Annotated in this window: 19 protein-coding genes and 1 pseudogene; 10 read left to right on the top strand and 10 right to left on the bottom strand. The window is 68.7% G+C overall.

The genetic code is table 11. The annotated features are described in order from the left end of the window. Nucleotides 1-3 precede the first annotated feature (3 nt). Both KW843_RS10940 and KW843_RS10935 read left to right on the top strand, forming a co-directional pair. A complete protein-coding gene (locus tag KW843_RS10940; protein ID WP_218295137.1) occupies nt 4-1,563 on the top strand; it encodes an amidase in 1,560 nt (519 codons plus the stop codon). A 21-nt stretch (nt 1,564-1,584) separates the two neighbouring features. Continuing rightward, nucleotides 1,585-2,730: an FAD-binding oxidoreductase gene (locus KW843_RS10935; RefSeq protein WP_218295136.1), complete on the top strand. Its 1,146-nt coding sequence runs from the start codon at nt 1,585-1,587 to the stop codon at nt 2,728-2,730. 31 nt (nt 2,731-2,761) lie between these two features. On the opposite strand, the gene KW843_RS10930 is transcribed toward KW843_RS10935, so the two are convergent. From KW843_RS10930 to KW843_RS10920, 3 genes are all read right to left on the bottom strand, one after another. Then, a complete protein-coding gene (locus tag KW843_RS10930; protein ID WP_218295135.1) occupies nt 2,762-2,977 on the bottom strand; it encodes a YjfB family protein in 216 nt (71 codons plus the stop codon). Between the two features lie 91 nt (nt 2,978-3,068). Next, nucleotides 3,069-4,484, bottom strand: a complete 1,416-nt coding sequence (locus KW843_RS10925; RefSeq protein ID WP_218295134.1) for a dihydrolipoyl dehydrogenase — start codon at nt 4,482-4,484, stop codon at nt 3,069-3,071. A gap of 156 nt (nt 4,485-4,640) precedes the next feature. After that, on the bottom strand, nt 4,641-5,234 hold the full coding sequence (locus KW843_RS10920) for a YigZ family protein (protein ID WP_218295133.1): 594 nt from the start codon (nt 5,232-5,234) through the stop codon (nt 4,641-4,643). 207 nt (nt 5,235-5,441) lie between these two features. Here KW843_RS10920 and KW843_RS10915 point away from each other — a divergent pair, with 207 nt between their 5' ends. The 4 genes from KW843_RS10915 (at nt 5,442) to KW843_RS10900 (ending at nt 7,536) form a co-directional block, all read left to right on the top strand. Next, nucleotides 5,442-5,639, top strand: a complete 198-nt coding sequence (locus KW843_RS10915; protein WP_218295132.1) for a hypothetical protein — start codon at nt 5,442-5,444, stop codon at nt 5,637-5,639. Between the two features lie 186 nt (nt 5,640-5,825). Further along, on the top strand, nt 5,826-6,401 hold the full coding sequence (locus KW843_RS10910; protein ID WP_218295131.1) for a TetR/AcrR family transcriptional regulator: 576 nt from the start codon (nt 5,826-5,828) through the stop codon (nt 6,399-6,401). Then, nucleotides 6,398-6,748, top strand: a complete 351-nt coding sequence (locus KW843_RS10905) for an SMR family transporter (RefSeq protein ID WP_218295130.1) — start codon at nt 6,398-6,400, stop codon at nt 6,746-6,748. The genes KW843_RS10910 and KW843_RS10905 overlap by 4 nt, the downstream gene beginning before the upstream one ends. 179 nt (nt 6,749-6,927) lie before the next feature. Then, entirely contained in the window at nt 6,928-7,536 is a 609-nt protein-coding gene (locus tag KW843_RS10900; RefSeq protein ID WP_255590805.1) for a pentapeptide repeat-containing protein, read from the top strand. Between the two features lie 33 nt (nt 7,537-7,569). On the opposite strand, the gene KW843_RS10895 is transcribed toward KW843_RS10900, so the two are convergent. Then, nucleotides 7,570-8,544: a bifunctional helix-turn-helix transcriptional regulator/GNAT family N-acetyltransferase gene (locus tag KW843_RS10895; RefSeq protein ID WP_255594662.1), complete on the bottom strand. Its 975-nt coding sequence runs from the start codon at nt 8,542-8,544 to the stop codon at nt 7,570-7,572. Between the two features lie 191 nt (nt 8,545-8,735). Here KW843_RS10895 and KW843_RS10890 point away from each other — a divergent pair, with 191 nt between their 5' ends. The 3 genes from KW843_RS10890 to KW843_RS26760 all read left to right on the top strand — a co-directional run bounded on the left by KW843_RS10890 (nt 8,736) and on the right by KW843_RS26760 (nt 13,130). Beyond that, nucleotides 8,736-11,153, top strand: coding sequence for a YgiQ family radical SAM protein (locus KW843_RS10890; protein WP_218295127.1), 2,418 nt, complete (start codon nt 8,736-8,738; stop codon nt 11,151-11,153). Nucleotides 11,154-11,181: 28 nt separating this feature from the next. Next, a complete protein-coding gene (locus KW843_RS10885; RefSeq protein ID WP_218295126.1) occupies nt 11,182-11,973 on the top strand; it encodes a helix-turn-helix transcriptional regulator in 792 nt (263 codons plus the stop codon). Nucleotides 11,974-12,059: 86 nt separating this feature from the next. Further along, the gene (locus tag KW843_RS26760; protein WP_255594661.1) at nt 12,060-13,130 is read left to right on the top strand and encodes a DMT family transporter; all 1,071 of its coding nucleotides are present in this window, start codon (nt 12,060-12,062) and stop codon (nt 13,128-13,130) included. 16 nt (nt 13,131-13,146) lie between these two features. On the opposite strand, the pseudogene KW843_RS10880 reads toward KW843_RS26760, so the two are convergent. The 4 genes and pseudogenes from KW843_RS10880 to KW843_RS10865 form a co-directional block, all read right to left on the bottom strand. Continuing rightward, nucleotides 13,147-14,871: pseudogene (locus KW843_RS10880) on the bottom strand (EAL domain-containing protein); the annotation flags it as partial. Nucleotides 14,872-15,840: 969 nt separating this feature from the next. Next, nucleotides 15,841-16,302, bottom strand: a complete 462-nt coding sequence (locus KW843_RS10875; protein WP_218295125.1) for a hypothetical protein — start codon at nt 16,300-16,302, stop codon at nt 15,841-15,843. A gap of 191 nt (nt 16,303-16,493) precedes the next feature. Further along, nucleotides 16,494-17,195 carry a cold shock and DUF1294 domain-containing protein gene (locus KW843_RS10870; RefSeq protein WP_218295124.1) on the bottom strand — a complete coding sequence of 234 codons (702 nt, stop codon included), beginning with the start codon at nt 17,193-17,195 and terminating at the stop codon, nt 16,494-16,496. A 16-nt stretch (nt 17,196-17,211) separates the two neighbouring features. After that, nucleotides 17,212-18,102, bottom strand: coding sequence for a CoA transferase (locus KW843_RS10865; RefSeq protein WP_218295123.1), 891 nt, complete (start codon nt 18,100-18,102; stop codon nt 17,212-17,214). A gap of 133 nt (nt 18,103-18,235) precedes the next feature. Here KW843_RS10865 and ygiD point away from each other — a divergent pair, with 133 nt between their 5' ends. Further along, entirely contained in the window at nt 18,236-19,141 is a 906-nt protein-coding gene (ygiD, locus tag KW843_RS10860; RefSeq protein WP_218295327.1) for a 4,5-DOPA dioxygenase extradiol, read from the top strand. 102 nt (nt 19,142-19,243) lie between these two features. Here the strand turns inward: ygiD and KW843_RS10855 are convergent, their stop codons facing one another. Together KW843_RS10855 and KW843_RS10850 are read right to left on the bottom strand one after the other, a co-directional pair. Further along, nucleotides 19,244-19,846: a nucleotidyltransferase family protein gene (locus KW843_RS10855; protein WP_218295122.1), complete on the bottom strand. Its 603-nt coding sequence runs from the start codon at nt 19,844-19,846 to the stop codon at nt 19,244-19,246. Between the two features lie 189 nt (nt 19,847-20,035). After that, a complete protein-coding gene (locus tag KW843_RS10850; RefSeq protein ID WP_218295121.1) occupies nt 20,036-21,232 on the bottom strand; it encodes an amino acid aminotransferase in 1,197 nt (398 codons plus the stop codon). Between the last annotated feature and the right edge of the window lie 64 nt (nt 21,233-21,296).

The following is a 21,296-nucleotide window of genomic DNA, read 5'->3' as shown; positions in this document are numbered from 1 at the left end:
GCCATGACCACTCCACACAACGCCCTGGTCGAGCTGACCGCCAATGAACTGCGCCACCGCATCGGCACGGGCGAGATCTCGCCCGTCGAGCTGCTCGACGCCTGCATGGCGCGCATCGAGGCCGTCAACCCGCATGTGAATGCCATCACCGCCACCTGCTACGACCGCGCCCGCGCCGAGGCCCAGGCCGCCGAGCAGGCGGTGCTGCGCGGCGAGCCGCTGGGCCTGCTGCACGGCCTGCCGCTGGGCGTGAAGGACCTGGAAGCCACGGCCGGGCTGCTGACCACCTATGGCTCGGAGATCTACCGCGGCAATATCCCGGCGGAGGACAACGTGCTGGTGGCGCGCCTGCGCGCGGCGGGCGCCATCGTCACCGGAAAGACCAACATCCCCGAGATGGGCGCCGGTGCCAACTCGCGCAACACCGTGTGGGGCGCCACCGGCAATCCGTTCAACCCCAACCTGAACGCCGGAGGCTCGTCGGGCGGCTCTGCCGCCGCGCTGGCGTGCGACATGCTGCCGGTGTGCACGGGGTCGGACACGGGCGGCTCGCTGCGCATTCCAGCTTCTATCTGTGGCGTGGTGGGCTTCCGGCCGTCGCCCGGCGTGGTGCCCAGCTCGCGCAAGCTGCTGGGCTGGACGCCGATTTCGGTGGTGGGCCCCATGGGCCGTACGGTAGAAGAGGCCTGCCTGCAACTGGCCGCCACGGCGGGTATGTCGGCGGGCGACCCGCTGAGCTACCCGCTGGACCCGATGAGTTTTTTGTTGCCCGAAGCGGTGGACCTGAGCCGCCTGCGCGTGGCGTACACCGAAGATCTTGGCGCCTGCGCCGTGGACAACGGCATCCGCGCCGTGTTCCGCCAGAAGGTGCAGGCCATGAAGCACCTGTTCGCCAACTGCGACGCCATTGACGTGGACCTGGGCGACGTGCACCGCTGCTTTGACGTGCTGCGCGCCGAAGCCTTTGTGGCCAGCACGCGCGAAGCCTATGAGCGCGACCCTGCCAGTCTGGGCCCCAACACCCGCGCCAACTACGAGATGGGCGCGGCGATGACGTTGCTGGACAGCGCCTGGGCGCAGGCCGAGCAGACGCGCATCCTGGCGCGGTTCCAGAAGTTGTATGAGCAGTACGACGTGATCCTGGCGCCCACCACGCCCGTGTCGCCTTTTGCGTGGACGCAGCTGTTCGCCAGCCACATCAACGGCGAGCCGCAGGCCAACTACTACCGATGGCTGGCGCTGACCTATGTGACCACGTTGACCACGCACCCAGCGCTCAGTTTGCCGTGCGGGCTGGATGACGTGGGGATGCCGTTTGGTCTGCAGATCGTCGGGCGCTTTCGCGCCGACCGCCACACGCTGGGCGTGGGCCACGCGCTGGAGCAAGCCTTCAAGGGCATCGCCGGGCTTGCCCGCCCACGGCCTGACATCGCCAAGCTGATGCAAACAAACGCCGCGCCCACGCTGACCTCCATCGTGACCGGTGCGCCCGATCCGCGCGATGCGCGCAGCCTGCCGCGTGATGACCGTGCCACCTCGGCGGCGCAAGTGTCAGCGGTGTAATTCGAGCCAGGAGACAGAACCATGCAATCAGCGGACACCATCGTCATTGGCGCGGGCATCGCGGGCGCCTCGGTGGCGTGGCAGCTTGTACAGGAGCGCGTCGGGGGGCAGGGCGCCAGCGTGCTGCTGCTGGAGCGCGAATCGCAGCCCGGTTACCACACCACCGGCCGTTCGGCCGCGCTGTACATGGCTACCTACGGCACACCGAACATCCAGGCGCTGACGCGGGCGAGCCGCGCTTTTTACGACGCGCCGCCGCCAAAGTTCGGGTCGGACCCCATCCTCTCGCCCCGTGGCGTCGTCTACGTGGCGGGGCCGGACCAGCTCGACATGCTGAAACAGGCCTATGCAGAGGCCCATGCGATCTCGCCCAACGTGGAATGGGTGGAGCAGGCCGCACTGCTGGCCCAGCTGCCGTGCCTGAAGCCCGAAGCCGTGGCCGCAGGCATGAGCGAGCCCGAGGCGGCCGACATCGATGTGCACGCGCTGCACCAGGGCTACCTGCGTGGCCTGCGCCAGCGCGGCGGCCAGGTGCTGACGAATGCCGAGGTCACGGCCCTGCAGCGCGTTGGCGATAGCTGGAAGGTGACCCTGGCCGATGGCCGGGTGCTGCAGGCCAAAACCATTGTGAACGCCGCAGGCGCCTGGGCTGACGTGGTAGCGGGCCTGGCAGGCGTGCCGCCCATTGGCCTGGAGCCGCGCCGCCGCACCGCCTTCACCTTCGCCGTGCCCGAAGGCATGGACGCGACCCACTGGCCCGCCGTGATCGGCATCGACGAGAGTTTTTACTTCAAGCCCGACGCAGGCCAGTTGCTGGGCTCCCCCGCCAACGCCGACCCGACACATCCCCACGACGTGGTGCCCGAAGAACTGGACGTGGCCACGGGGATTTATCACATCGAGGAAAAAACGATCTTCCAGATCCGCCGCCCCTCCCACACCTGGGCGGGCCTGCGCTCGTTCGTGCCCGATGGCGACATGGTGATTGGCTGGGACAACCATGTACCCGGCTTTTTCTGGCTGGCGGGGCAGGGTGGGTATGGGATTCAGAGCGCGGCGGGCGCCTCGTTGCTGGCGCGGCAGCTGCTGCGCGGCGAGCCACTGGCGGAAGAACTGGTGCGCGAGGGGGTGGCGCCGCAAGGGCTGTCGCCTGCACGGCTGCGATAGCTGCGCGTCTGCTTTTTGGCCGAAGGGGGCCTCAGGCGAACGTGTTGACCTGGGTACCCAGCGTGCCGGACGTGGCCAGCCCTGGCTGGGGCATGGATTGCTGCATGGCATCCAGCAGCGTGGCCGCTGACGTGGCCTGCATGTCCAGCGCCTTCTTCAGCACCACCATGTTCAGCGCATCGGACGTCTTGGCACTGGCCAGCGCGGTGGCGGTGTTGACGATGCTGTTGGTGAGGGCGACGTCCATGGTGATTCCTTGGGGTGATGGATTCATATCGGCATGCGTGCGGCAGGCTTGAGGGTTTTTACATATCCGGGCCCGCCTGGGGTTGCCATTCTCACTCCAGCGCCGCCGCCCCAATGGCTCCGCACGCCGCCAGGTCGGACGCGCGAACCCCGGGCAACTGCCGTGCTGCGTCCCGAAGCGCCGTGCGCAAGCCTTCCTCCAGCGTGGGGTGGTAGAACGGCATGCCCAGCAGGTCGTGCACCGTCAGTTTCTGCTGAATGGCCAATGCAAGCAGGTGGGCCATGTGTTCGCCCTGGGGCGCGCACATCTCGGCGCCCTGCAGACGGCCGGTGGCCCGGTCGGCGTGCAGGCAGATGCGCCCATGGTTGTGCTGGGCTGCCCGGGCCCGGCCCTGGTCGTCGAAGCTGGCCGTGCCCGTGATGGTGTGGACAGGGTCCATGTCGGCAAGGCGCTGGCCCACCATCGCGACGTTGGGATCGCAGAACACGATGGCCAGCGGGGTGCGGCGCTGAAAGCGCGCAGGTGTCTCCGCCAGGGCATTCATCCCGGCGATATGGCCTTCGTCGGCCGCCTCGTGCAGCAGCGGCACGTGGGCGTTCGCGTCCCCGGCCAGGAACACGGGCAGGCTGCCGATCTGCTGGGTCCGTGCATCCACCGTGGGCATGCCATGCTTGTCCAGCAGCACATCCAGGGTGTCCAGGCCCAGGTGCTCGATATTGGGTACGCGGCCCATGGCAGCGACGACCTGGTCCACCACCACGCGGTGGGAGCCGCTGCGCACCTCGATGCCGCCGGGCACTTCCCGCAGTTCGGCCGGGGCCCCGGCGTGCAGCACCATGTCCTTCTTGAGCAGCGCTGTCAGTTCGGCGTTGAGCGCCGGGTCGCTCAGGCCCGCCAGTGTGTCGCCGGTGGTGAAGGCGGCCACCTGCAGCCCGAGCCGGGCCAGCGCCTGGGAGATCTCCACGCCGATGGGGCCCATGCCAATCACGGCGATGCGGGGGCCGAGGCTGGGCTGCTCGAACAGGGTGTCGGTGGTGAGCATGCGGTCGCCAAACGCCAGCCATTCGTCCGGCACGCTCGGGCGCGAGCCGGTGGCGATGATGATGCTGCGCGTGGCATGGCGGGTGCCGTCGATGTCCACCGCGTGCGGGCCGGCCAGCGACGCGCGCCCGGATACCTGGGCGCTGCCCAGCCCGCTGGTGGCCTTCAGAACGCCCGCCACGAAATCATCGCGCAGGGCGCGCACGCGCCGCAGCACGGCCGGTATGTCGGCGGTCAGGGCCTGTGCGCCCCGCAGGCCGAATTCCTCGAATGCGTGGCGGCGGTGAAAGGCGTTGGCCGCCTCGATCAGTGCCTTGGAGGGCATGCAGCCTACCCGCGCGCAGGTGGTGCCCCAGGGCCCTTCGTTGACGATCAGGTAGCGGTCCGTGCGTTTGCGCACCTCGCGCAGGGCGGCCAGGCCGGCTGTGCCTGCGCCAATGATGATGGTGTCGAGCGGTTGGCTCATGGGTGGTTCCTTGGGAGCCCTGCAAACCCTGAGTGTCGCGGCCCGGCCGCGCGGCGCTTGTAGGCGCAAAGGCCTTTGTTGGTTCCCCCTGCCCGGGCAGCGCGGCGTGGCCGGCGAAGCCCTTGCCCTCGCGGCAGCCCCGAAAGGTGCCGTCGTTCAGGCCGCCGGCTCGGTCCAGCCCACGCGGCCCTGGCCGCAGTCGTTGATGCGCTGCACGAAGGCCGCGGCCCGCGCTTCGGGCAGGCGCAGCTGCACGGTGACCAGGCTGCCATGCCGCACCTCTGACAGTTCGGCCCCGGCCAGGTCGATTTCGCGGCGCAGCAGGCCTTCCAGGGCGTAGGGCACCAGGCACTGCAGGGTTGTCATGCGCTGCAGCGTGACCTTGGGGGCGGTGAGCAGTGCCTGGGCCACCGTGTCGGTGTAGGCGCGCACGAGGCCGCCCGCTCCCAGCTTCACGCCGCCAAAGTAGCGCACCACCGTGGCCAGCACCCCCTCCAGGTCCTGGTGGCGCAGCACGTCGAGCATGGGCCGCCCGGCCGTGCCCCCGGGTTCGCCGTCATCCACCGCCGCCGACTGGCCGCCCGCCAGCAGGGCCCAGCAGATGTGCGCGGCACCAGGGTGCTGCTTCCACAGCGCATCCACCGCGGCCTGCGCGCTGGCTCGGTCGGCCATGGGCTGCACGCAGCCAATGAACCGGCTTTTCTTGATGACAAGTTCGCTGTGAGCGGGCGCGGCCAGAGTGTGGGGCATGGGGCGCAGAGTGTAAGGGGGCGGCCCGTGTGTGAAAAAAGTCACAGCCCAGGGCCGCGGGAAGGGGTACGCCCGCGTGAAACGCCCGCGACCGTGTGTTCTGTCACACAGGAGTGCGGCGCGGATTCCTACACTGCGCATTGAAGCCCTGACTTACGCTGGCGCTCAGTTTTTTGCAGCGCCGAAGCCTTATAAAAAGGAACCGCCATGTTCGCCATCCCGTTCACCGCCCCGTCGCACGCCGCCTGGGGCCACCATCTTTTTGGCAGGTTCCTGTCGCGCTCGGCACCGCCCGCTGCTGGCGTGGCGGTTGCGCAGGCCATGCCTGCCGAGGCCGAAGCCGCGGTGGCGGAGGACGCGTTCCCGGATCTGGCGCAGCGGGTGCGTGAAGTCGGGGAATGGTAGCCAGGGCGACGGCGCTCGACGGGCGGCCCCGCCCTGTCCAGCACCCGGGCGCCTTCCTTCTTCCTGGGTAGCGGCAATGCAGGGCCGTGCATGGCCACGGAAAGTCCCCACGGTTCCCTGCGGGCTTTCGTCGATATCGGTCTGGCTCCTCGGTACAATAAACAATCCATCTGGATGGTTTGTTGAATGACCGAAGCACATCGCCGCCAAAAACAGCCTGAACTGATCCGCAGCCAATTGCTGGCCGTGGTCCGGGAACTCCTGGTGCGGGAGGGCCCCCACGCCGTCACGCTCGATGCGGTGGCCCAGCGGGCCCACGTGACCAAGGGCGGGCTCCAGCACCATTACCGCAGCAAGCAGGCCCTGCTGGATGCGCTGTCGGACCAGCTCTTCGAGGAGTTTGAACAGTGTTTTGCGAAAGCGCTGGCCCAGGAAGAGGACACGCCCGGGCGCCATGCGCGTGCCTACATCAGGACCTGTTTTGACAGCGGCTCGGACAGCCGCCAGGTGGAGACGCAGCGGGCGATCGGCCTGCTGGCCCTGACGTCCGCGCCGTGCCGCCAGCGGTGGCATGCCGCGATGGCGGCGGCACTGAAGGCCGACGGCGACGATCCCCACACGGCCAATGTGCTGCTGGCCTGCCGCCTGGCGGGAGACGGGTTCTGGTTCGCGCAGATGCTCGATGTCTACGCACTCGACCAGCCGCGAAAGGCCGCCATCCTGGACATCCTCCTGTCCCTGTGCCAAGGAGGCCGGCCATGACCTGGAGCACGTCCGCGGGCACCTATCTGATCCTGGGCGCCGCCATCTTGCTGGAGGTGCTGGGCACCACGGCACTGAAGGCCTCCGAGGGATTCACCCGGCTGGTGCCGAGCACGGTCACCGCGGTGGCCTACATGGCGTCGTTCTACCTGCTCTCGCTGGCGCTCAAGACGCTGCCGATGGGCATTGCCTATGCGGTCTGGTCCGGTGTGGGCATCGTGCTGATCTCCACCGTGGGCTGGGTGTACTACGGCCAGCGCCTGGATCTGCCGGCCGTGATCGGGCTGGGCCTGATCGTGGCGGGTGTCCTGGTGGTGAACCTGTTTTCCCACAGCGTGGGTCACTGAGCAGCCGCCAAGGCGGCCCGGCTTGCGGCCTCGCGGCATGTCCTATCCACCGATTCCCGTTTTCGTACCTGCTTCCCATGAACCTGCGACCTTCCCCGTCCGCCGGGCCTTTCTGCGTCACTGGCCAGACACCTTCGAGAGTGCAGCTGCAAGCGCTGCTGGCGGCAGGACATCCTGCCTTGCACTTTGAGCAATGCGACTTCGACGGGCTGGACCTGGCGGGCCTGCCGCTGCGCGGCGCCCAGTTCATTGGCTGTTCGTTCCTCGGGACCTCCCTGGACAAGGCGGATCTTGGCGGCACACGCTGGCTGGACTGCCGGGCAGGGCAGGCGCAGTTCCGCCTGGCGGACCTCACCGAGGCGCGCTTTCACCGCTGCGACCTGAACAACACCTCCTGGGACCGCGCCAACCTGGCCTCGGCACGGTTCGCCGAAGTCAAGCTCACCGGCGCGCATTTTCGCGAGGCCGGCACGCTGGGGCTGGGTTTTCACGATTCGCTGCTGGTGGGGGCCGACCTGCGCGGCGTCTCGTTTCGCAAGCAGACGGTGGAGCAGCTGGACCTGTCGGACGCCGATCTGGCCGGGTGCGATTTTCGGGATGCTGTGTTCGAAGGCGGAAGCCTGCGCGATGCGCACCTGAAGAACGCGCGCTTTGATGGCGCGGACCTGCGGTCGGTCGACCTGGGCGGGCTGCGCATCGCGCACCTGGCGCAGTCTTTCAAGGGCGCCATCATCTCGGCCGACCAGGCGGGGGTGCTGGTCAGCGAGCTGGGCATCCGGGTGGTGTGAAGCCGGCGAGGCGGCCGGATCGCCGGCGCTTTTCTACAGCCTGAGCTCCCAGGTTTCGCCCACGGCCTGCTGGCCGAAGCCCTCGTAGGGTTCCGACTTGACCAGCTTGAACCCGCGTTTGGCGTAGATGCCACGCGCGGCCGCCAGGCAGCTATTGGTCCACAGCACCATTTTCCGGTAGCCCTTGGCCCGCGCGAACGCGATGCACTCGTCGGTCAGGCGGGCGCCCAGCCCCAGGCCGCGCGCCCGGGGCGACAGGATGAGCATCCGCAACTGGGCCGTGCTGGCGGACTTGCGCACCACGAACACGGCGCCCACGCGTTCGCCCTCCAGTTCGGCGATCCAGCACCGCTCCCAGCCCGGCTGGAACTTGCGCACGAACTGCGCGGCGATGTCCGCCACCAGTGCCTCGAAGCGGCTGTCCCAGCCGTACTCGCGCCAGTAGATTTCGCCATGCTGCTGCACCACCCAGCCGATGTCGCCGGGCACGGGGTCGCGCAGCACGGCCACCTTGGGCGCCGCCGCGGCGCCGCTGGCGGGCTCCAGCAAGGCCTCGATGCGTTGCATGGCGTCCACCAGTTCGTGCCGCCGGGCCGGCGGCAACGGGGCAAGCAGCGCGGCGGCTTCGTCGCGCGAGCGCTGCTGCAGCGGTTCGAACGCAGCGCGCCCGGCAGGGGTGAGCGTGAGCACGCTCTGGCGCGCATCACGGGCGCTGGCGCTGCGCAGGATCCAGCCCGCGCCTTCAAAACGCCGCAGGATCCGGCTCAGGTACCCGCCGTCCAGGCCCAGGTCCCGGGCCAGCTCGCTGGCGACCGGCGCGTCGCGGTGGGCCAGCTCGTACAGCACGCGCACGTCGGTCAGCGAGAGATCGCTGCCCAGGTACGGGTCCAGCACGCCCACGCGGCGGGTGAAGAAGCGATTGAACCTGCGCACGGCCTTCACGGCGTCGGCGGCGACGGGCGCGCTGCCTGCGGCTGCGCTGGCCTGGGAGGATGGATTCGTGCTCATATATGCCTTTGTCATGTAATTAATTGACAAAAGCAAGTATATGCCTGATCTCCATCAAACCTTGGGGAGTGAAGGGCAAGTGCGTTCGGGGCGACAAAACACGCCTGCCAACGTAAAATCACGGGTTATCCACCACAGCCGCGCCCCACGAGGCCCCATCCGCACATGGGCTGGCCGCGCTCCCCATCTGAATGAACGCCCCCGTCGACGTCTCCTTTTTTGCGCGTGCCGCAAAGCCATTGACCAGCTACCGCCCGTACTGGGCCAAGCGCTTTGGCACGGCCCCGTTCTTGCCGATGAGCCGCGCCGAGATGGACAAGCTGGGCTGGGACAGCTGCGACATCATCCTGGTGACGGGCGATGCGTATGTGGACCACCCGAGCTTCGGCATGGCCGTGATCGGCCGCACGCTGGAGGCCCAGGGCTTTCGCGTGGGCATCATCGCCCAGCCCGACTGGCAAAGCGCCGAGCCCTTCAAGGTGCTGGGCAAGCCCAACCTGTTCTGGGGCGTGACGGCGGGCAACATGGACTCGATGATCAACCGGTACACGGCCGACCGGAAGATCCGCAGCGACGACGCCTACACGCCCGGCGACATTGGCGGCAAGCGCCCCGACCGCGCGGCCATCGTTTACAGCCAGCGCTGCCGCGAGGCGTTCAAGGACGTGCCCATCATCCTGGGCGGCATCGAAGGCAGCCTGCGCCGCATCGCGCACTACGACTACTGGAGCGACAAGGTGCGCCGCTCCATCGTGGTGGACAGCAAGTGCGACCTGCTGCTGTACGGCAACGCCGAGCGCGCCCTGGTCGAGGTGGCGCACCGCATCGCCGCGCGCGAGCCGGTCGAGCAGATCACCGATGTGCGTGGCACGGCCTTCGTGCGCCGGCCCGACGACGAGAGCGGCAAGGGCTGGTTCGAGATCGATTCCACCAGCGTGGACGAGCCCGGGCGCGTGGAGGCCCACGTCAACCCCTACATGACGACCAGCGAGCAGGCGGCGGCGCAGGGCACCACCTGCAGCAAGGAGGATGCTCCTGATTCTGTAGCTGTTGGCGCAGATCCATCAAGCGCTGGAGGCCAAAAAGACCTTCAAACGGCTGAACCCAACCCCGCCATCCAGCCCATGCTGTTCGTGGCCAACCCGGCGCTCAAGGCGAAGCTCAAGGTGCCGCCGCGCGACAGGAGCGTGATCCGCCTGCCCAGCTACGAGCAGGTCAAGAGCGACCCGGTGCTGTACGCCCATGCCAACCGCGTGCTGCACCTGGAGACCAACCCCGGAAACGCCCGCGCGCTGGTGCAGGCGCACGGCGAGGGTGCCACCGCCCGCGACGTATGGATCAACCCGCCGCCCATCCCGCTGACCACGGCCGAGATGGACCACGTGTTCGACCTGCACTACGCGCGCGGCCCGCACCCGAGCTATGCCGACGAGAACGGCAGCCACGACGGCGCGACCAAGATCCCCGCGTGGGAGATGATCCGGTTCTCGATCAACATCATGCGCGGCTGCTTTGGCGGTTGCACCTTCTGCTCGATCACCGAGCACGAGGGCCGCATCATCCAGAGCCGTTCCGAGGATTCCATCATCCAGGAGATCGAGGACATCCGCGACAAGGTCAAGGGCTTCACCGGCACCATCAGCGACCTGGGCGGCCCCACGGCCAACATGTACCGCCTGGGCTGCAAGAGCCCCGAAATCGAGGCCGCCTGCCGCAAGCCCAGCTGCGTGTACCCGGGCATCTGTTCCAACCTGGGCACCAACCACGACCCGCTGATCAAGATCTACCGCCGGGGCCGCGCGCTCAAGGGCATCAAGAAGATCCTCATCGGCTCGGGCCTGCGCTACGACCTGGCCGTGAAGTCGCCCGAGTACGTGAAGGAACTCGTGCAGCACCACGTGGGCGGCTACCTCAAGATCGCGCCCGAGCACACCGAGCAGGGCCCGCTGACCAAGATGATGAAGCCGGGCATCGGCAGCTATGACAAGTTCAAGCAGATGTTCGAGAAGTTCAGCGAAGAGGCGGGCAAGAAGCAGTTCCTGATCCCGTATTTCATCGCCGCGCACCCGGGCACCAGCGACGAGGACATGATGAACCTCGCCATCTGGCTCAAGAAGAACGGTTTTCGCGCCGACCAGGTGCAGACCTTCTACCCGAGCCCCATGGCCACGGCCACGGCCATGTACCACAGCAACAAGAACCCGCTGCGCAAGATCACGCGCGAGAGCGAGACTGTGGACATCGTGCGTGGCGAAAAGCGCCGCCGCCTGCACAAGGCCTTCCTGCGCTACCACGACCCGAACAACTGGCCGCTGCTGCGCGATGCGCTCAAGGCCATGGGCCGGGCTGACCTCATTGGCAACGGCAAGCACCACCTGATCCCGACCTTCCAGCCGCTGACCGACGGCGGCTACCAGAGCGCCCGGCGCAAGAATTCCACCCCCACCGGTGCCAAGGCTGCCGTGGTGCCCGCATCGCGCAGCGTGCAGCAGCCCACCAAGGGCCGCATCCTGACACAACACACGGGCCTGCCACCGCGCGTGACAGGGGGCGCCACCACCGCGCCCGGCGGCGGCAAGAGCGGCAAGGCATTCAAGAAGGCCCGCTAGGCGGGCCGCCACGCGCGCCACACCCGCCATGCCCCAGCAACGCACCCTGCTGCACGCCGGCGCCGCATGGAAGGTCGAGCGGGTTCTCAAGCATGCCGCGCCCGTGCGGTGGAGCGCGACCTATGAAGCAGCCTCCGGGCGCTGGGTGCTGCCCATGGACGGGCTGTCCGAGTTCCAGATGGCAGGGCAGGTGGTCCTGCTCGACGGCCTGACGGCCCTGGGTTTGCCGCAGGGGCTGCCCTACCAGATGCGGCCCCTGCAGCCCACGCCGCAGACCAGCATCGTGGTGAGCACGCAGGGGAATGGGCCGGTGGGCGCCCCGGGCAACCAGAACAACCTGTCGCCGCGCGTGCGCATGCTCACGCCGCGCCTGCTGTGGCGCCTGCGCATGCACTGGCGGGCGCTGGCCGATGGGCGCCCGCTGCCCGCCGGGGGCGCGGCGTTCGATGTGCTGCAGGGCACGCCGCCGCATTCGGCGCCGCGGACGGTAGGGCGCGCGCGGCGCTTCATGGCCCAACGGGTGGCCCTGGCCGATGGCGAGCGGTGGTCCCTGCAGGATGCGGCGGACGCGGCCGGCTGCTCGGCGTTTCACCTCGCCCACCTGTTTCGGCGGCATCTGGGCCTGGGCCTGCACGGCTACCGCCAGCGCCTGCGGATGGCGGCCGCGCTGCAGCGGCTGGAGGCGGGTGAATCGGACCTGGCCGCGCTGGCGCACGACCTGGGGTACTGCAGCCAGAGCCACCTGGGCGCTGTCTTTCGCGCCGAGGTGGGCGTGACGCTGGCGCAGGCGCGGTCCGCGCTGCAGGGGCGGGGCGGGTAGACCCCGCGAAAGCCTGCCAAGCCCGCGGCCGCGCGAAGCGCAGGATTCTGATATCCCGCCGGGGCCATGGGCGCGAGACTGGCGCCATGTCCTCTTCTGCGTTTTCCATTTCTCGCATTTTTCACGCGCGGCCTGCATCGCCGGCCCGGAACCTGGCCATCGGGGTGCTGGCCGCGCTGGCAGCGGCCCTTGTGGGCAGCGGCTGGCAGATCGTCACGCGCCACGGCGTCACCACGTCGCTCGGGCCGGTGGAGCTGGCCGTGCTGCGCTATGGCGTTCCCGCGCTGGTGCTGGCCCCGCTGTGGTGCCGGCGCACCGGATGGCCCGCCGCGATGTCCCTGGGACGGCTGGCCCTGCTGGTGCTGGGGGGCGGGCTGCCCTTTGGCCTGCTGGTGCTGGCGGGGGCACGCTGGGCGCCGGCGGCGCACATGGGCATCTTCATGGCCGGCTGCATGCCGCTGTTCGTGGCGCTGGGCGGGCGGCTGGTGCAGGGCGACAGGCTGGGGCGCCTGCGCGTGCTGGGCCTGGTGCTGATGGCGCTGGGCGTGGCGGCGCTGGGCCTGGGGGTGTGGCGCGATGGCCTGGCGTCCTGGCGCGGGGATCTGCTGTTTGTGCTGGCGGCCGTGCTGTGGGCCGCCTACACGCTGGCGTTTCGGGGCTGTGGCCTGTCGCCCTGGCAGGGGGCCGCCCTGGTGAACCTGGGATCTGCGGTGCTGCTGGTGCCCGTGGTGATTGCCTGGGGCGCCCCGCGTCTGGTGACGGCACCCTGGACCGACGTGGCCTTCCAGGCGCTGGGGCAGGGTGTGATGGCCGGTGTGCTGGGGCTGGTGGCCTACACGGTGGCCATTGCACGGCTGGGTGCCGCCCGCGCGGCGCTGTCCGCCGCGCTGGTGCCCGTGCTCACGGCGCTGGGCGCGGCCTGGCTGCTGGGAGAGGTGCCGCAGCGCAGTGCCTGGGCGGCACTGGCGCTGGTGGTCCCCGGCGTGGTGCTGGCCAGCGGCGCCGTCGTGCCGGGGCGCCTGGCAGCGGACCTCAGGCGGCGTGCCGCGCGTCGGGGAGCGCGGCGCCACCCGCCGGCGGTACCGCCTGGCCCAGGCACTCGCCCAGCGGAAGGGGCCGCGCCACCGCGTAGCCCTGGGCATAGTCCACGCCGATGAGCCGCAGCGCGTCCACGATGGCGGCGCTCTCGGCGAACTCGGCGATGGTCTGCTTGCCCATCACATGGCCGATGCGGTGGATCATTTCCACCATGGCGCGGCTAGTGGGGTCCTGCAGCATGTCCTTCACGAAGGCGCCGTCGATCTTGAGGTAGTTGACCGGCAGGTGCTTGAGATAGGTGAAGGACGACATGCCCGCGCCGAAGTCGTCCAGCGCGAACCGGCAGCCCAGCTGCTGCAGCTCTTTCATCAGGCGCACGGCGTTGGGCAGGTGCGAGATGGCGCTGGTCTCGGTGATCTCGAAGCACAGCAGTGCGGGGTCCAGGCCGGATTCGGTGAGGGTGGTGCGGATGTACTTGAGCAGGCTGTCGTCGCCCAGGCTGGTGCCCGACAGGTTGATGGCGCAGGTGTGCAGCGGCAGGGCGCCCGGCGTGCGCTGGTGTAGCGCCAGCGCCTGCAGCGTGTGCCGGATCACCCAGCGGTCGATGGAGGGCATCATTCCGTAGTGCTCGGCGGCCGGGATGAAGGTGCCGGGCGCCACGAGCTGGCCGTCTTCCTCGCGCAGCCGCAGCAGCACCTCCATGTGCAAACCCTCTTCAGCGTGGACCTGCAGCGCGCCGATGGCCTGCGCGTGCAGCTGGAAGCGGTCGTGCTCCAGCGCCAGGCGCAGGCGCCGCACCCAGTCCATGTCGCCTTCGCGCCGGGTCATCTCGATGTCCTCGGGCTGGTAGATGAACACCCGGTTGCGGCCGCCCTCCTTGGCGCGGTAGCAGGCCATGTCGGCCACGCGCATCGCTTCCTGTATGGACGTGAGCGCGGGGATGAGCTGCACCATGCCGATGGAGAGGCCGGTCGTGAGGTGCTGGCCCTCCCATGCCAGCCGCAGGTCCTGGCCAGCCTGGCGCAGCTGCTCGGCGATGCGCGCCGAGGGCCCGGCGGGGCAGTCCTTGAGCAGGATGCCGAACTCGTCCCCGCCCAGCCGCGCCAGCGTGTCGCCCTCGCGCAGGTGGCTTTGCAGCATGCGGCAGACCTCGCGCAGCATCTCGTCGCCCGCCTGGTGGCCGCAGGTGTCGTTGATGAGCTTGAACTGGTCCATGTCCACGTAGAGCAGGGAGCCCTCGCGGCCCGGCTGGCGCGGGCGGCTGAGCAAGGCCTCGAGCCGGTGCTCGAACTCGCGCCGGTTGACCAGGCCCGTGAGCGCGTCGTGGCTGGCCTGCCAGGAGAGCTGCTCCACGTAGTGCTGTTCGCGCGTGACGTCGTGCAGTACCAGCACCGCGCCGGTCACGGTGCCCTGGTGCTGGATGGGCGAACCCACCAGCTTCACCGGCACGACGGTCTGGCCGGGGCGCACGATGGTGCGGTTGATGTCGTCCTGCGTGCCCTTGGCGCTCCTTGCGCCGCCCGCGTTCGCGGCGCCGTGGCTGCCCTGCCGCAGTATCTGCTCGATGAGCGTCCCGGCGGCCTGGGGCCGGGGGTCTTCGCCATCGAACTTCAGGGCATCGTCCAGCGGTTTTCCCACGGCCTGCTGGGCGCTGCAGGCCAGCAGCTGCTCCGCCGCCGGGTTCATGTACATCACTTCGCCATGGATGTTGGTCGTCACCACCCCGTCGCCGATGGCGGTGAGCGTGGTGCGTGCCTGCTCGCGCTCCGCGCTGAGCGCCTGCTCCACGCGCCGGCGCTGCGCCAGCAGGGTGTGGGTGTGCCACAGGGTCAGCAGGATCAGGGTGGCCGCGATGCCCATGTTGGTCCACATCAGCAACGCCACGATGCGGCGCGAGCTGTCTCCCAGAGCCTCGCTGAAGGCGCGGGCGGCGGGGGTGACTCCCGCATTGATGTCGCGGATGGCGGTTTGCCACTGCGCGCGTGTATCGTCGTCCACCGAACCCAGCTCGGTATCGTGGCGGATCTCGTGGGACAGGTCGCGCAGCGCATTGATGTATTCGTCTCCCACCAGCCAATGCTGGATCGGCTTTTGAACGATGTCGAAATGGTGGAGGTAGCGCAGCAGCCAGATGAGTCCGTCGATGTCCTGCGGATGGTTGCCCCCGCGCAGGAAACCCTCGCGTGCCAGATCGACCTGCACCTGCCCGGGTTGCAGGGCCAGGCGGGCCGCCCGGTCTCCCAGCGGAATATCGATGGCCTGCGTGAACAGCGCGAATGCCTGGGGCGAGCCATTGGCCGCGTACTGGCCCAGGTAATAGATGGCATCCTTTTGCCCCTTCGTCCACAGGCTTTCGCCGGCGACGAAACCGCGCACGGTGGACAGCACATACAGGCTGGCGGTGGCGCAGGCGGCCAGCAGCAGCACCATCACGATGAAGGGCCAGGTGAGCCGCAATGTCAGCTGCACGGGTCTTCGCTCGTCTGGCTGCAACACAACATCCATGGACTGTTCTCCCGCCTGTTCGCCAAGTTGGTTGCCGGGCCGCTTCCTGGGGGCTGCGTCAGCGCCGGCGGCACAGGGCGGGGCATGCATCCCGGTGGCGCTGGCACAGGCTTCGGCAAGGCGTCGGACAGCCCGCCGGTGCGGTGCTTTGCACTATATAGCGATCAGGTCGCCCCTGCATGCAAAGCATGGCATTGCGGCGCGCAGCCCGGGCTGGCGGCGGGGGCTGCGAAGGCGCGTTCCCAAAAGACAGCGGCCCGGCGCGCTGGTCTGCGCGCCGGGCCGCTTCGCGGCGTCCGGGCCCCTGGAAAGGGCCGGGCCCTGTCAGGGTGCCGCGTGGGTGCCCACCAGTACCGATTGTGGGGCGTCGTCCTTGGCCGGGGGCGTGATGAGATCCTCGATGATGAACGTGCGGTAGTAGAAAGCCGCTACCGCGCCTTCCGGTGCGATGGCGCCCACCAGCCGCTCGGTGTTGTCCTTGTCGGCCATGTGCACCAGCATGCCGTGGTGTCCCGTGCCGGCCAAGTCGGCGATGCGGCGCACCATGTCGCCCTCGGCGCCCACCGACGGCAGGGGTGCGTCGGCCGTGCCCAGGGTGTGCACGATCTCCTGCAGGATGACCTCGGGGCTGGCGTAGGCAATCTCGCCCGCGTGGCCAGCGCCCTGCAGGGCCGTGGCGGCCTGGCGCACGCAGTCTTCGTCGGGGAAGAGGGCGAACACATGGCCCGTGGGGTAGAAAACGCCGCCCATGTTGGTCATGGTGGAATCAAGAACGAGGGGTTTCATGGGCATCTCCCGAGGTGTTTCAGACCTTTTCGATTGAAACCCCTCCCCCCGGGTGCGTGGTGTAGGCCAGCGGGCACTCTGCGCGTCAGCACCCTTTGGGAAGCAGCAGGAAATATGGGGGAAAATAGCCTCTCGCCCATATCCATCCAGCGCAAGCAGCTATCAAAATTGACGGTTCTTTGCAGCCCTGCCTAGCGCAGCCATCCGCCCAGCCAGGCCCCGAGCGCCGCGCAGTGGAGCACCACGGTGGCCCAGTAGACCGCGCGAAACTCCAGCTTGCGGGACTTGTGCCGCAGCCACTGCTGGGCGAACCATGCGCCCGGCCAGCCGCCCGCCAGGCCCAGCAGGTGCAGGTGGCTCTCTCTGGTGCGCCACTGGCCGTTTTGCGCGGCGCTCTTGTCGATGGCGTAGACCAGGAAGGTCAGGAGGGTGACGGCCATGGCAGCGCCCAGCACCCACCAGGGGAGCCGGCCGGCCCAGAAGCCCCAGGCCAGCAGGGCCGCCCAGCCCAGCATCAGCACCAAGGCCGGGCCCGCCGGGGTGGGCGGGCCGCTGGCATCCGCGGTGCGCCGATGGCGTCGAACCTGGGGCCGGGCGGCCCGCTGCGCCGGTGTGCGCCGAGCCGGGCGCGCAGCGGCTGTCGGCGGCGCCGTGACCGATGGGCGGGGCTGGGCGGTGGCACCCGGGTGCGCGGCAGGCTGCACGGCCATTGCCCTGGGCCCCTTGCCGCCCACATGGATTTCTTCATACACCACGGCCAGGCCCTCGCGGGGCGCGGCGCTGCCTTGGTAGTCCCGCACATGAAAGAACACATCGGCCGAGGTGTCCGGGCTGCGGATGAAACCGAAGGCGCGTGTGGCATCCCAGCGGATGACGGTGCCTTGCTTGTGCATCGGTGAAAACGGGTTCTCAGGCGAGGGTGTGCAGGGGAATGTCCTGGGCGGCGGCGAGCGCGTCCAGCTGCGCGCGGGTCTGGCCGTGCAGGAAGTTCGCCACGGCCTGGTGCGTGGCGGGCGCGCGCAGCTGGCCCGGGTCGCCAGAGGCTGGCAGCCCCGCAGCGGCGCACAGGCGCGCGGCGAAGTGGGGTTCCAGCGCGGCCACCGCCACGCGGCCGTCGGCGCAGGGGTAGATGCGGTAGCCCGCGTGGTTGCCGCCCACGTCGCCCTCGGGCGTGGTCAGGCCCCAGTCGCGCGGCTGGGCCAGCCAGGCGGCGGCATCGGCCAGCGCCACTTCGATGCACACGCCGCTGCCGGTGTGGGCGCGCTCCAGCAGGGCCTGCAGCACGGCCTCGCTGGCCATCAGGGCGCCGCCCATGTCGGCGTACAGCGTGGGCGGCATCTCGGTGCCGGTCACCAGCCCGGCGTCGGCCAGGTAGGTGAGGTCGTGGCCGGGCTCCTCGGCCCGCTCGGCGGCCGCGCCCACGATGCGCACCAGCGACAGGCGCGGGTATTTCGACTGCAGCGCCTCCCAGCCCAGGCCCAGCTTGGCCAGGGCCGAGGGGCGGAAGGAGGTGATCAGCACATCGGTGCGGGCCAGTTCCGCATGCAGCGTCGCCTGGCCTTCGGCGGTCTTGAGGTGGGCATGCACCACGCGCACGCCGCCGTGCAGCGTGGCATAGGCCGCCGGGCTGTAGATGCCCATGGGGTCGGCGCTGGGATGGCCGGGGGCGGGAGGGGGTTCGAGCTTGGTGCATTCGGCCCCCATGCGCGCGCAGCGCATCAGGGCGGCGGGGCCGGGCAGGTTGAGCGCGAGGCTCAGGACGCGGACGTTGCGCAGGGGCTGGGGCAGGGCGGTGGTCATGGGTTGGGGGTTGTCTCGGTGTCGTGGTCTTGAACGGAAGGCGCGGCGCCGGAACTTCAGGGGGCGCGCGGGCTCACTCCCTGCGTTATACATAATTTGTTACGCTCCCTGACCCATGCAACGCAGAACCTCTTTGGCCGCCCTCACGGGCCTGGCCGCCTTTCCGGGAGCATTCATGACCACGTCCCTGAGCAGCGCCGCCACCGCGCCGGCGCTGCAGGCGCTCAAGCCCTCGCCCCGCATGCCGGTGCTGTTCGTGGGCCACGGCAGCCCCATGAACGCCATCGAGGACAACGCCTGGCGCCGCAGCTGGCAGGCCATGGGCGCGGAGTTGACGGCGCGCGCCGTGCAGCCGCAGCTCATCCTGTGTGTGTCGGCCCATTGGCTCACGCGCGGCGGCTGGCAGCTGACCGGCATGGCCCATCCCAAGACCATCCACGACTTCGGCGGTTTTCCCCAGGCGCTGTTCGACCAGCAATACCCCGCGCCCGGTGCGCCGCAGGTGGCGCGCAGCCTGGCGGCCGAACTGAAGTCGCCCGCGACGGGCGGCGCATTGGGCGTGGATGAAGGTGAATGGGGCCTGGACCACGGCACCTGGTCGGTGCTCAAGCCCATGTTTCCCAAGGCGCAGATCCCCGTGCTGCAGCTGAGCATGGACTACAGCCGCGCCCCGGCCGAACACTACGCGCTGGGCCAGCAATTGAAGGCGCTGCGCGAGCGCGGCGTGCTGATCGTGGGCAGCGGCAACGTGGTGCACAACCTGCGTCTCACGCGCCGTGGCACGGCCGCCAACGAGGCGTACGACTGGGCCACCGAGTTCGACGCCGTGGTGCAGGAGCAGATCAAGAAGGGCCAGCTGGGCGCCCTGCAGGACTTCCAGAAACTGGGCGCCGTGGCCAAACAGGCGCACCCCACGCACGAGCACTATCTGCCGCTGCTGTATGCGGCGGGGGCCGTGTTGCCCAGCGAGATGCCCCGTTTCTTCAACACGGGCTACCAGTCGGCGTCGATCTCGATGCGGTCGGTGCTGTGGGGGTGATGGGCGCCCCCTGTGGTGGTCTGCTTCTATTTTTATAGCTGGTAGCGCTTATGGATCAAGCGCCAGAGGCCAAAATGACTTGAAAACCCTGTGCGGCGCCGATCAGCTCGGCAGGTCATCCGCCCGGACTGTCAGCCACGGCCAGCGTTCGCGGTAGCTTTCGGCCTTAGCCTGGAACAGCGGAAGGTGCGGGCACGCCGGGTTGGGGCGCATCAGTCCGGCATACAGCTCTTCAAGCCCATAGGGCGCGTACAGCGTGGGCTCCTCCATGCCAGGGCCGGATGCAGGCTGCAAGCCCACGCAGGTGCAGGGCACCAGAAAGCGCTCGATCCCGTTGCGCGCCGATTGCAGCGGCGCATACGGGTAGCCGAACCAGCGTTCGTACCAGAGGTGCACCCGGGCCTGGTTCTTGGCTTCCACGGTGATCGGCAGGTCGGAAAAGAGGGCGGTGACGCGGGCTTGCACGGCCTGTTCGGCGGCTTCGGACAGGTCCGACGCATCGAAATAGAACAGGTCGTAGTCCTTGATGCGCGCCGTGGGCTCCAGGCCGGAGCGCAGGTTCCACACCGTCTGGAACAGGCAGCCCGCCACCAGCCAGGCATCCGGCAGGCCCAGAAGCGGCAAACGCTCCAGAAGGACCGCGTTGTACGGGTTCTGGAGCGCTTCGCTCACAAAGCGGCTCTGAAGATCAGCGCCAGGGTTCATCAAGGGGGTATTCACCGAATTGCGTATCGCCACTGTCCTTTGAACAAGCGCAGCCAATGCGAGGTAGCCGCGCAAGGGCCGCCCAAGCTGCATAGCGGCGCTCCTCTTGCGTGCGCTGGCTGCGTCCCCCTTCCCGAATTGCGCAGCAATTCGAGAGGAAGGGGGAAGGCGCGTCAGCGCCTCAGGGGGTTACATCACTTTGGCGATCGCCTGGCAGACGTAGTCGATGTTCTTGCTGTTCAGGGCTGCGACGCACATGCGGCCGGTGTCGGTGCCGTACACGCCGAACTCATTGCGCAGGCGCACCATCTGGTCCTTGGTCAGGCCCGAGTAGCTGAACATGCCGATCTGGGTGGTGATGAAGCTCATGTCCTGCTTCACACCGGCGGCCTTGAGGCCATCGACCAGCTTCTGGCGCATGGCCTTGATGCGCACGCGCATTTCGGCCAGTTCCTTTTCCCACATCGCGCGCAGCTCGGGGTTGTTCAGCACCGCGGCCACCACCGCGCCACCGTGGATGGGTGGGTTGGAGTAGTTGGTGCGGATGACGATCTTGAGCTGGCTCAGCACGCGGGAGGCTTCTTCCTTGTCGGTGCACAGCACGGACAGGCCACCCACGCGCTCGCCGTACAGGCTGAAGCTCTTGGAGAACGAGGTGGAAACAAAGAAGGTCAGGCCGGCGGCCACGAACTTGCCGATCACGGCGCCGTCTTCCGCGATGCCGTGGCCGAAGCCCTGGTAGGCCATATCGAGGAAAGGCGTCAGGCCCCTGGCCTTGACGGCGGCGATCACCTGGTCCCACTGGGCGGCCGTGATGTCGTAGCCGGTGGGGTTGTGGCAGCAGGCGTGCAGCACGACGATGGTGCCGGGTGCGGCTGCGTTCAGGCTGGCCAGGAAACCTTCGAAGTTCACGCCGCGCTTGGCAGCGTCGTAGTAGGCGTAGGTATCGACCTCGAAGCCGGCGTTGGTGAACAGGGCGCGGTGGTTTTCCCAGCTGGGGTCCGAGATCAGCACCTTGGCATTGGGGCTGACCTTCTTCAGGAAGTCGGCGCCGATCTTGAGGCCACCGGTGCCGCCGATGGCCTGCACGGTGGCCACGCGGCCGGAGGTCACGGGTTCGCTGTCGGCACCGAACACCAGGCTCTTGACGGCGTTGTCATAGGCCACGATGCCGTCGATGGGCAGGTAGCCACGGGCCGTGGGGGTGGACATCATGGTCTTTTCCGCGGCCTGCACGCACTGCAGCAGGGGCAGCTTGCCGTTGTCGTCGAAGTACACGCCCACGCCCAGGTTGACCTTGTTGGGGTTGGTGTCGGCGTTGAATTGCTCGTTGAGGCCCAGGATGGGGTCGCGGGGGGCCATTTCGACGGCGGTGAAAAGAGACATGAAAATCCTTGAAAGGTTGTCAGTAGCGAAGAATCCGGGCGTGGTGTACTGTGCCGGGTTCCGC

Source organism: Acidovorax sp. sif1233 (assembly GCF_019218755.1).
In the GTDB taxonomy this organism is placed as follows: domain Bacteria; phylum Pseudomonadota; class Gammaproteobacteria; order Burkholderiales; family Burkholderiaceae_C; genus Acidovorax.
The sequence above is the reverse complement of the archived record's forward strand: the minus strand, read 5'-3'. Positions and strand labels throughout refer to the sequence as shown.